Source organism: Pseudomonadota bacterium, assembly GCA_018823285.1.
Taxonomy (GTDB): Bacteria; Desulfobacterota; Desulfobulbia; order Desulfobulbales; family JAGXFP01; genus JAHJIQ01.
Genome location: JAHJIQ010000058.1, coordinates 52,522 through 62,824 on the forward strand (window position 1 = coordinate 52,522; position 10,303 = coordinate 62,824).

Sequence of the window (10,303 nt, forward strand, 5' to 3'; positions counted from 1 at the left end):
CGGCTCAGTGATGCCTTACCAGCATGTCCCACATGGGTCCGACATGCCCCTTGCTATGAAGCCTGGTGACCCTCTCCTGCATGACCGAAGATGGATAGATCCGGTCCAGTCTTCCTTTCCAGGCGCCCTTAAGCGCGGCATCCAGTTCCTGTTCGGACAGATGGGGAGAAAAATAGAAAAACGGTTCCAGGAGGGGCTGCCCCTCTTGCATGACCCCATCATCAATGGCCCGCTGGAACATTGCCGTTCCCGGCAGCACCCTGATCCCGGTAAAGGCGAAAACCACCGTCTGCCGAAGCGCCTCCACGTTGTTCAGCCCTTCGGCCAGGGTGTCGCGATTTTCATCGGGGCCGCCGAAAATAATAAAATGGGCACACGGCACGCCGTGCTCCACAGCGAGATCATTACATTGCACGACCTCGGAAAAGGTGAATCCCTTCTGCATACCCGAAAGCGTCCTGTCGCAAGAAGCATCCGTACCAAATTCCATGGCCGCAAGCCCGGCCCTTTTCATCAGCGCCATCCCTTCAGCAGTCAGATTCTGGGGCCGGAAATAGCCGCACCAGGGAGTGGTGTTGCCACTCCTGATCAAAGACTCACACACCTGCAGATAATGATCCTGGATATCATTAAACACCGAGTCGGTAAAAAACACATAGCCGGCCCCGTAATCCCGGCCGAGCCGGATCACATCCTCGGCAACCTCGTCCGGGTCTCGAAACCGGTAGCCCCTGCCCTCAAGCAAGGGATAGGAGCAGTAACTGCAACGATAAGGACAACCGCGCTTGGTCTGCACATTGAGCATCCCGCCTCTGGCCAGGTAATGCTCGGCGGTTTGAGAATCATACAGGGCCGGGCGCCAGAGCGTGTCACCGGTTTTTGCCCGCATGATCTTTTCAGCGGGCACCTGCCCTGCGGCAAGCATATCCGCGAGCTCCGGCAGGACCTTTTCCCCCTCGCCGATCACCCCGTAATCGGCCTTGAGGAGGTCCATAATAATCTCCGGCATGATGGAAAAAGCCGGCCCGCCGAGAACCAGCGGCACCGAAGTATGGTGCCGGAGGAACTCGACCACCTCCACCACACCGTCCATAAATGCGTCCGGCGCAGTGCTGTCAACGGTATCGAGGTTGCGGATCGAAAGCCCGATCAGGTCGGGCCGGAACTCTTCGATCCTCGCGGGAATGCCCGCCAACCCACCCTGGGCCAGCAGATCATAATGGCTGGCCTGATGTCCGGAATCACGCAGGGCGCCCATCAGATACGCAACGCCCAGCGGATAGACAGGGAAAGGGACTTCAACCCGGTTGGTTGAAATCAAGAGGCAGTTGATCCCCATCAGACGGTTCCCCGGTCGAGCTCCCAGTCACGGCGGGTCGCAGTCAGCCTCGGGGGCGACCGGTAGGTGTTGTCGTCAATCTCTTTTCTGACCACCTTCTGAAAAAGTCTGGCCATCCGGAGGGACTGCGACATGTCCTTGTAAAAGTTCTCCCAGGCATAATGATACATCTCCTGAAGGACCTCCGGAGTCATGTGCTTCGGCTGATACACAACTTCAGCGGTCGTGTAGCGGCTCCAGTCGCGGTGGAGAATCCTGCCCTCCTTCTCATATTTATCGGTAACCGGGGTGTGCGGGAACGGAGTCAGGAGAGAAAATTCGGCCATATCGATATCGATCTCAAGCAGGAAATCGACCAGCTTCTTGATATAATCGGCATCCTGATTATCGGGTCCGAGGAGAACGGCGGCCTCCACTCCGATGCCGTGGTCTTTCAATCGTTTCACCCGCTCACGGATCACATCGGAAGTATCAAAAACTGCCTGATACACATACCAGCAACCCGCTTCAGCGGCCTTAGCCACCACCGCATCCTCATCAAGGATCGGGTGACAAACCCATTTTTTCTTGAGCGGAATCATCGCTTCAAACAGCTCCATGATCCAGCCCCGGTCCTGGGCCAGGGAGTTGTCGACCAGAAAGAGACGATTGTTGTCGATGGCCGCAATCTCGTCGATCACCTGCGCAATGGGCCGCGGCCTGAACTGCCTGCCGCCCAGATAGGCGGTGGCGCAGGGAAAGCAGTTGAAGCGGCAGCCCCGGGAGGCATGAACCAGATCCACCATCGGCACGCCCCGATAGATGTAACGTTCCCGGTTCAGGATGTCACGTCGGGCTGGCCCCACCGATTCAATCGGCGGAAAGTCCCGGAAGTAATCGTAGCGGGATTTCAGCTGCCCGGTCCGCCAGTCATTCAGCACTTTGGCCAGGCGGCCATTCTCGACCTCACCAAGGAAGATCGCATCCACCTGCGGCTCGATCTCATCGGCATGGAGCATGGTGCTGATGCCGCCGGCGATCACCTTGATTCCTTTCCTGCGGTATGCCGCAGCGATTTCCATACCCCGCGGGGTCTGGCAGGTCAGCATCATCGACAGGAGAACCACATCGGTCTCTTTGTCGAAGTCCAACCGGTCGACATTTTCATCGATAAAGGTCAGTTCATACTCTTCCGGGACCTCAGCTGCCAGGCATACCGGCCCATGGGGCGGCAGATGGAATTCGGTCTGCTCGGGAATCTTCGGCCATCTGGGATAGACAATGGTAATATGTGACATTATTTTCTCACCACCTTGATATTGACTTCGATCGTATCGGCAGGACCTTCCTGCCCGTGGGCATCCTTCTCTCCCGCCCGGAAATCAAACCCACCGGCCACCATGAAGGCAAGCTCCGGATCATCGGCCAGCCAGCGCAGCGCTTCCTCTTCCGCTGCCGACAGAGGATTTTCGGAAAAGACTGAATAAACCGGACCGGTGAGGCCGAAATGACTTGCCGCTTCCGCGAGAGAAATGTTTGGCAGGGTATAACTGAAAAGCAGAGGACTGGCAAGTAGCGGATCACCAGCGGCCGTTTCGGCATACAGGAGATCGGTCTCCAGAGAACCGTATCTGGTCCCGCCGATGAGGCCTGCTTTCACCTTGACCCCGCGACCCCCGGCAAGACCTTCTTCCCTCAAGACTCTTCCGGTTTCAACAACTACCAACCGACTCAGATGATCCATCCTTCCCCATCTTCTGGGAACTTCTCCGAGGATCTCCACAATTCCGAAAGAAGGCTCGTTGCTATATAAATAACTGAAATTATTCAATTTAAACCAGAAATCCGATCTGATATCATTGCCAAACAAGCTCCTGTCCAGAACAGCGCCTGTTTCACCCGGAGGTTCCACCAGACAGCTCTTCTTGTGCCCAACCGGTTATCGCGAAACATTATCAACCGAAACCCCGGGGGTCAAGGAATTTACATGACGGAAATTATTGATCCACTCCCGGTTTCCCTTCGTACTTGACACCTCCGCAATGAACCGCCTATATTCGTCGCTATATAAATGCCTGGAAATCAATGTTCACCTTTTTTTGCAAAGAGATCGTGGAAAAAAAACATCCCATTAAAAAGATCCGTGACGATATCTTCTACCTGCTGGTGCTGGTCCTGATAAAACTGCTCCGCGCCCTGCCCCGCAAACCAGCTCTCCTTTTCATGCGATCCTTGGGGCGGCTGGCTTTTATCCTGTCGAAGAATCCGAGAAAGCGTGCCATAGCCCATCTCGGCATGGTTTTTCCTGATAAAAGCAGGGAAGAAATCATCACTCTCGCCAGAAAAGTCTTTATCCATTTTGCGACGGCCATCGGCGATCTGGTCAGATTGCCCCGGCTCATTGACTCCGGACTGAATGATCTGGTCACCGCTTCCGGCACCGAGCATCTTGACCGGGCCTTTGCCACTGGCCGGGGTCTCATCCTGATCACCTGCCATTTCGGTAACTGGGAACTCCTCGGCGCATGGCTGGTCAAGAACGGCTACCCGATGAGCGTGGTCGGCACCACCCTGTTCGACGAACGACTCGACCGTTTCCTGGTCGACACCAGGAACAACGCCGGCTATACCAATATCGCTCGGGGCAAGGGCACCCGGGAGATCATGCGCACCCTGAAAAAGGGCCATTCGGTCGGTATGCTGATCGATCAGGATACCAAGGCTCAGGGGGTTTTCGTAAACTTCTTCGGCCGCCAAACCCACACCCCGACCGGCCCGGCGGTACTCGCCAGAAAGCTCGACCTGCCGATCATCCCGATCTTCATGTACCTGAAAGACGATCTCACCTATCATCTGGAGTGCCAGCCCCCCCTCGATCTGGTGCGGACCGCCAATGAGGAGAAAGACATCAGATCCTACACCCAGCAATGTTCTGATGCCTATGAAGGGATTATCAGACGCTTTCCCGAACAGTGGGTCTGGATGCATAAACGCTGGAAAACCCAGCCGGAAGCGATTGAAAAAGAGACTGGTGCCGCGCCTGTCCAGAGCAGCCTCTGGCAATAGGATGCCCAAAGACCCTTAACCTGCAGGAGAAATGAATATGTTGAAAAATTTCCTTGTCGCTCTGTCCATGCTGTCGATTCTCACTCTGTTCACCGCCTGTTCAGGTGAAGAGAGCGTCAGCGAAAAGGCTTCTCGCAAGGTTGATGAAATCACTACCAAAGCGGCAGACAAGGCGGTTACAAAAATCCGCACCCCCATCGACAAAGCTAAATTAACCAAAACCCTTGGCAATGATCGCGTTGAATCCATCGACAAGGCGCTGGAAAACAAATAAGCTGTCCGGACCATTGATTCCGACCACCCGGTTGCAAATATTAACTGATTCCCGCAGCGCACCTTAAATCTTAGTGCTGTAGTGAAACGATAGCCCTTAACCATCGCAACTGACAGGCTGTAAGTGCAGTAAACCAACGACTAGGTCTGGATATGAAAAAACAGGAAGTGAGAATAGTTGTACTGGCCCTCGGGCTCGGGCTCTTTCTCTGGCTGGTTGATTCCCTGCTCGATTTCTATTTTTTCTACGAAGGATCTTTTATCACCCTTCTGATTTCCGACGTTCCCGAACATGAGCTGTACATCAGGATTCTCATTATTCTCTGTTTTCTAGGCTTTGGTCTTGTTGCAGCATCACTGATCTCCCGCCTCCGGAAAAAAGAGACGGAACAGGCTGAACTGATCGGCGACCTGCGGAGAGCGCTTGATGAGATCAAAGCTCTCAAAGGGATCCTGCCCATCTGCTCTTTCTGCAAACAAATCCGTGATGACAAGGGATACTGGAACCAGGTGGAGGTCTATATCAGGAATCACACAGATGCAGATTTCAGCCACAGCATCTGCCCGGAATGCACCAGGAAGCACTATCCGGAATATTTCGAAGAAAAGGACACCTCTCCCTGATTCACAAGCACGCCGTTTCCGGTCTGAAAAGTGCACATGCAAAGGAGACTGAACAATGGACCAACCGAGAAAAATCCGCCGGGTGTTCAAAAGCAAACCTGTTCTTGAAGGCGCCGGGGTACACCTGAACAGGGCTTTCGGCTTCAGCGAGGTGCCCCATTTCGATCCGTTCCTGCTCCTTGACGATTTCCGCTCCGCCACCCCGGACCATTATCTGCAAGGATTCCCCTGGCACCCCCATCGGGGTATCGAGACCATCACCTATGTCCTCACCGGCGATGTGGAACATGGCGACTCCATGGGCAACAAGGGAGATATCACCTCCGGCGATGTCCAGTGGATGACCGCCGGCAATGGCATCATCCACCAGGAAATGCCGAAAGGCGACAGCGAAGGCAGGATGGAGGGCTTTCAGCTCTGGGCAAACCTGCCCGCGGCACGGAAGATGATGCCTCCCCGCTACCGCGACGTCAAGGCGTCCCAGATTCCGCTGGTTGCAACGGAAAATGGGATAGAAATCAAGATTATCTGCGGGCGGGTCGGGAATGTCGCAGGGCCGGTCACCGACATCGTGATCGACCCGCAATATCTCGATATCACGGTTCCGCCAAATACCACGTTCACCCATCCGACCACGGAAGACCACACGGTATTCGCCTACGTGATCGAAGGAAACGGCTCTTTCTCCGAAGACCGGAAAGATCTTCTCGACAACAGAACGCTCGTTCTCTACGAAAACGGCGCCAACATTTCCGTGCATACCGGTCATGACCCGGTCAGGTTTCTCCTGATTTCAGGCAAACCGATCGGCGAACCGGTTGCCTGGCAGGGGCCGATCGTGATGAACACCCGGGAGGAACTGCAAACCGCGTTTGAAGAATATCACAACGGCACCTTCGTGAAACATGAAGTGAAGATGTGACAAATATAATGTGACAACGATTAATGTCTTTGCCGATTCATCATTCCGGGTCAAGCCCGGTATGACGATTCCCTCGACTGATGAAAGCAATTCGGAATTACAAATCTCAACTCGAAATATCCTATCAACCACCCCATGTTCATACTCGAAAGAATCATTTCCCGATTTTTCTTCCCAATGCCGATGGTGATCATTCTGCTGGCCGCTGGGCTTCTTCTGCTCTGGTTCGCCGCGCCTAAGAGACAATGGATCGGCCGGATGCTGATGACCGTCGGCGTTATTCTCCTTCTCCTGTTCAGCACCGGCTTCCTTGCCGATCTGTTGCTCAAACCGTTTGAAACAAAAATCGATCCTCTTTTTTTTCAGCTGCCGAATCATCAAGAACCAGTCGGCCGGTACCCGGTACAATACGTGGTGGTCCTTGGCGGAGGCCATGACTCGGACCCGGATCTTCCGGTCACCAGCCATCTTTCCGGCTCGTCCCTGGTCCGGCTGGTGGAGGGCATCCGATTGCACCGTTATTTCAAGAGCAGCAAGCTGGTTCTTTCCGGGGGAAGTCTCTACGAAAAAATGAGCGAGGCCGAATCGATGGCCACAGTCGCCATGGATCTGGGAGTAAAAGAAGAGGCAATCATCATTGAAAAAAGATCCCGGCAAACCAGTGATCAGGTCCGGTTCATAGAGGAGATCGTGGGCAACCGCCTTTTTGTGCTGGTAACCTCCGCCTCCCATATGCCCCGGGCGATGGCCATGTTCAGAAATCAGGGCCTGGACCCCTTCCCGGCCCCCACCGACCACCAGGTCAGAAAATCGAAACCCGGAAACCCGGACACCTATTTCCCCTCGGCGGGAAACCTGGGAAAATCCGAACGCGCCATCTATGAACTGCTCGCCACCTTCGGGGCCAGGCTACACGGCCAGACAGCCAAACCTGATACGAAAAAACCGCCCCGCAATTCTTGAGGCCCTTATGAGCTAATGCTCCCTTCCGTTCAGACTGCTTGAACAGGGTTGATAGGCGCGGCATGGCTTGGTTTGCAATGGCAATCCAGAGAGACAAAAAAAAACAATGCCATCGTCTTAATTGTCGAGAATTTTGGCAACCACTTCGCAGAGGTCCTTTGAGATGTCTGCGCACGCCCTGATCTTCTTGAGCTGATTTTGCATCAGCTCCTGCCTCAGCCGGTCGAACCTTCTCATTCTGCTGAAGGATCCGGCCATCCTTGCCGCAATCTGCGGATTCAGGGTGTCCAGGGCCATGATCTGTTCGGCCATGAACGCATACCCTGCGCCATCGGCAGCATTGAAAGAGAGCGGGTTGGACATGGCAAAGGCGCCTAAAAGGGCCCTGACCCGGTTCGGGTTTTTCATGGAGAAGGCGGGGTGTTCCATGAGACCCCGGACCTTCTGCAGAGTCCCGGGTTGCGGGGCGGTGGCCTGGATGGCCAGCCATTTGTCCATAACCAGGGGCTCCTTGCCCCACCTCTGTTCAAAATCCCGGACCAGTTCTCCTCCGGCGGCAAACTCGCCGTGGACCGCGAGGCGAAGAGCGACAAGGCGATCCGTCATATTGTCGGACTGGTAATACTGGGAGCTGCAGAGTTCCTCGAACTCTTCCCCGAGGGCACACAAATAAGCGAGGCAGGTATTTTTCAGCTGCCGTTCCCCCGCCAGCACCGGATCATAGCGGTAAGGTTCCGTGCATCTGAATTTTTTATACATTGCCAGGAATTCACTCCGAAATCTCCGGGCAATGCTTACCCGAAAGATTTTCCGCGCCTGGTGGATCGCCTCCACATCGACAACCTCCATTCGTTCGGCCAAATATTCTTCCGAAGGCAGCGCAAGAAGCAGGGCCAGAAAGGGCGGGTCAAGTTCGTTGCACGCGGCCAGAATGGCCCCGAACGAATCAAGAACGTGCGCCGGGATTGTTGGTTCCCGGCCCGCCTGCAGGGTATCGATCATTGCCAGCAACTGCCGGACCGCAAGCTGCTGCCCGGCTTCCCATTTTGCAAAGGGGTCGGGATCGGCAGCAAAGAGAAGCGCCAGATCGCCGTCGGCATAGTCGTAGTTCATGATCACCGGGGCGCTGAAATCCCGCAGCAATGAAGGGACCGGTCTCCCGGAAATTCCGGTAAAGACAAAATTTTCCTGCCGGTCGTGAATCTCCAGAAGAAGCGAGGTTCCCCCGCTTGTTGGTGCGCCGGCAAGATGCAGTTCCATCTCCCTGCCCTGCCGGTCGAGCAGACCGACCCGGAGCGGAATATGCAACGGGTCTTTGTGGGGTTGGCCTGGAGTGGGCGGGCAGCTCTGGTGAACGTTCAGGGTAAATGTTTGCCCCTCCGGATCATATTCGCCGCTGATATCAAGCCGGGGCGTTCCTCCCTGGTCGTACCAGCGCATGAAATGTCCGAGCTCACGGCCACCCGCTTCAGCCATCGCCGCGACAAAATCTTCCACCGTGGCAGCACTGCCGTCGTGCCGCGCAAGGTAGAGATTGAGCCCTTTGCGGAAGTTTTCCGCCCCCACCAGGGTGTGGACCATCCGGACCAGCTCCGCCCCCTTTTCATAGACGGTCAGGGTGTAGAAATTGTTGATCTCAATGTACGATCCGGTCCTAACCGCGTGCGCCATCGGCCCGTTGTCTTCAGGGAACTGGCGGCTGCGGAGCATCTGGACGTCGGTGATTCTCTTGACCGGCCGGGAAGTCATGTCGGCGGAAAACTCCTGGTCGCGGAAGACGGTCAGACCCTCCTTGAGGCTCAGCTGAAACCAGTCGCGGCAGGTCACCCGGTTGCCGGTCCAGTTATGGAAATACTCGTGGGCGATCACCGCCTCGATCGCTTCATAATCGGCGTCCGTTGCCAGCTCCGGACTCGCCAGGACATATTTGGAGTTGAAGACGTTGAGCCCCTTGTTCTCCATAGCCCCCATATTGAAATCATCGGCCGCCACGACCATATACTGGTCCAGATCATATTCGAGTCCGAAGGTCTTCTCGTCCCAGGCAAAGGCCTTCTGCAGCGAGGCCAGGGCATGGCCGCAGCGCTCCCGGTTGTGCGCCTCAACGTAAAACTGCAGCGCCACTTTCCGGCCGGACATGGTGGTGAAATGATCTTCGATCAGCACCAGATCGCCCGCCACCAGGGCAAACAGATAGCTCGGTTTCGGGTAAGGATCGTGCCAGACGGCAAAGTGCCGGCCATCGGGCATCTCTCCCTTTTCCACGAGATTGCCGTTGGCGAGCATCACCGGATATCTCGCCGGATCCCCGATCAGGGTCACCGTGAAGGTGGCGAGCACATCGGGCCGGTCAAGATACCAGGTGATCCGGCGGAAACCCTCCGCCTCACACTGGGTGCAAAGCTTCGTTCCGGATCGGTAGAGCCCTTCCAGAGCGGTATTTTTCTCGGGATACACCCGATTCTGCTGTTCCAGGACAAACTCGGCCGGGGGTGAATAAATAGTCAGCTTCTCATCGGCGACCAGATATTCATCCTCCCCGAGCAGCGTGCCGTTTATGGCAAGATCCACCGGGATGATTTCCCGACCATTCAGCTGGAGGTCCGGGATGTCCGGGCCGGCAGCAGCAGGATTTCGCGAAACATGGAGCCGCGACCGGACCAGGGTGCATGCATCGCCCAGCTCAAAAACCAGCTCAACTTTGCTGATCAGGAATGGTGGTTTTCTATAGTCTGCCAGATAAACCGGCTGATGTTCAGGAACCGACATTGCCTTTCCCCGCGAAGGCGGCGACATCGGTCTGCCTTCGGCTGACTACCGGAATCAGCAGTTCCTGCGAAGGCTTGAGCCCGTTTGGCTTGAGTGATTGATTGTACTGCTTGACCAGCCAGAAAGGCAGATCGAATTCATTGCGGCACAGAGTCCAGATATTGTCACCGGACTTGACCTTGTACTTTGTGACCCGGTCAACCCGATAGGCGGCAAAAAAATCTTCAACCAGCTCCTTGTGGTATTCGTAGCGTTTCTCCTCGAACAGGCCCTGCCCGCCTTTGCGCAACGGGATCCTGATCTCCTGCCCGACCATGATCGCCTTGCCGTAGCGGAGACGGTTTTCCTTCCGGATCCTCCAGGTGGGA

10 protein-coding genes are annotated in these 10,303 nt (G+C 55.5%); 5 read left to right on the plus strand and 5 right to left on the minus strand.

All coding sequences use genetic code 11. The features are described from left to right. Positions 1 to 4: 4 nt before the first annotated feature. The 3 genes from KKG35_13605 to KKG35_13615 are packed head-to-tail and all read right to left on the minus strand — an operon-like array spanning position 5 to position 3,062. Positions 5 to 1,339, minus strand: coding sequence for a cobalamin-dependent protein (locus KKG35_13605; GenBank protein MBU1739163.1), 1,335 nt, complete (start codon positions 1,337 to 1,339; stop codon positions 5 to 7). After that, positions 1,339 to 2,616: a radical SAM protein gene (locus tag KKG35_13610; protein MBU1739164.1), complete on the minus strand. Its 1,278-nt coding sequence runs from the start codon at positions 2,614 to 2,616 to the stop codon at positions 1,339 to 1,341. Before KKG35_13610 ends, KKG35_13605 begins: the two co-directional genes overlap by 1 nt. Next, on the minus strand, positions 2,616 to 3,062 hold the full coding sequence (locus KKG35_13615) for a hypothetical protein (protein ID MBU1739165.1): 447 nt from the start codon (positions 3,060 to 3,062) through the stop codon (positions 2,616 to 2,618). The genes KKG35_13610 and KKG35_13615 overlap by 1 nt, the downstream gene beginning before the upstream one ends. Positions 3,063 to 3,403: 341 nt before the next feature. Between KKG35_13615 and KKG35_13620 the strand changes: the two genes are divergently transcribed. The 5 genes from KKG35_13620 (at position 3,404) to KKG35_13640 (ending at position 7,166) form a co-directional block, all read left to right on the plus strand. Continuing rightward, positions 3,404 to 4,384, plus strand: a complete 981-nt coding sequence (locus tag KKG35_13620) for a lysophospholipid acyltransferase family protein (GenBank protein ID MBU1739166.1) — start codon at positions 3,404 to 3,406, stop codon at positions 4,382 to 4,384. A 31-nt stretch (positions 4,385 to 4,415) separates the two neighbouring features. Beyond that, positions 4,416 to 4,658, plus strand: coding sequence for a hypothetical protein (locus KKG35_13625; protein MBU1739167.1), 243 nt, complete (start codon positions 4,416 to 4,418; stop codon positions 4,656 to 4,658). A gap of 152 nt (positions 4,659 to 4,810) precedes the next feature. After that, positions 4,811 to 5,281 (plus strand): hypothetical protein, encoded by a 471-nt coding sequence (locus KKG35_13630; protein ID MBU1739168.1) that lies wholly within the window; start codon positions 4,811 to 4,813, stop codon positions 5,279 to 5,281. 55 nt (positions 5,282 to 5,336) lie between these two features. Then, positions 5,337 to 6,203: a pirin family protein gene (locus KKG35_13635; protein ID MBU1739169.1), complete on the plus strand. Its 867-nt coding sequence runs from the start codon at positions 5,337 to 5,339 to the stop codon at positions 6,201 to 6,203. Positions 6,204 to 6,338: 135 nt separating this feature from the next. Further along, the gene (locus KKG35_13640; GenBank protein MBU1739170.1) at positions 6,339 to 7,166 is read left to right on the plus strand and encodes a YdcF family protein; all 828 of its coding nucleotides are present in this window, start codon (positions 6,339 to 6,341) and stop codon (positions 7,164 to 7,166) included. A 117-nt stretch (positions 7,167 to 7,283) separates the two neighbouring features. Here the strand turns inward: KKG35_13640 and pepN are convergent, their stop codons facing one another. Both pepN and KKG35_13650 read right to left on the minus strand, forming a co-directional pair. Further along, positions 7,284 to 9,935: an aminopeptidase N gene (pepN, locus tag KKG35_13645; protein MBU1739171.1), complete on the minus strand. Its 2,652-nt coding sequence runs from the start codon at positions 9,933 to 9,935 to the stop codon at positions 7,284 to 7,286. After that, on the minus strand, positions 9,922 to 10,303 hold a 382-nt coding region (locus tag KKG35_13650; GenBank protein MBU1739172.1), incomplete at its 5' end, for a LysM peptidoglycan-binding domain-containing protein. The genes pepN and KKG35_13650, both read right to left, overlap by 14 nt.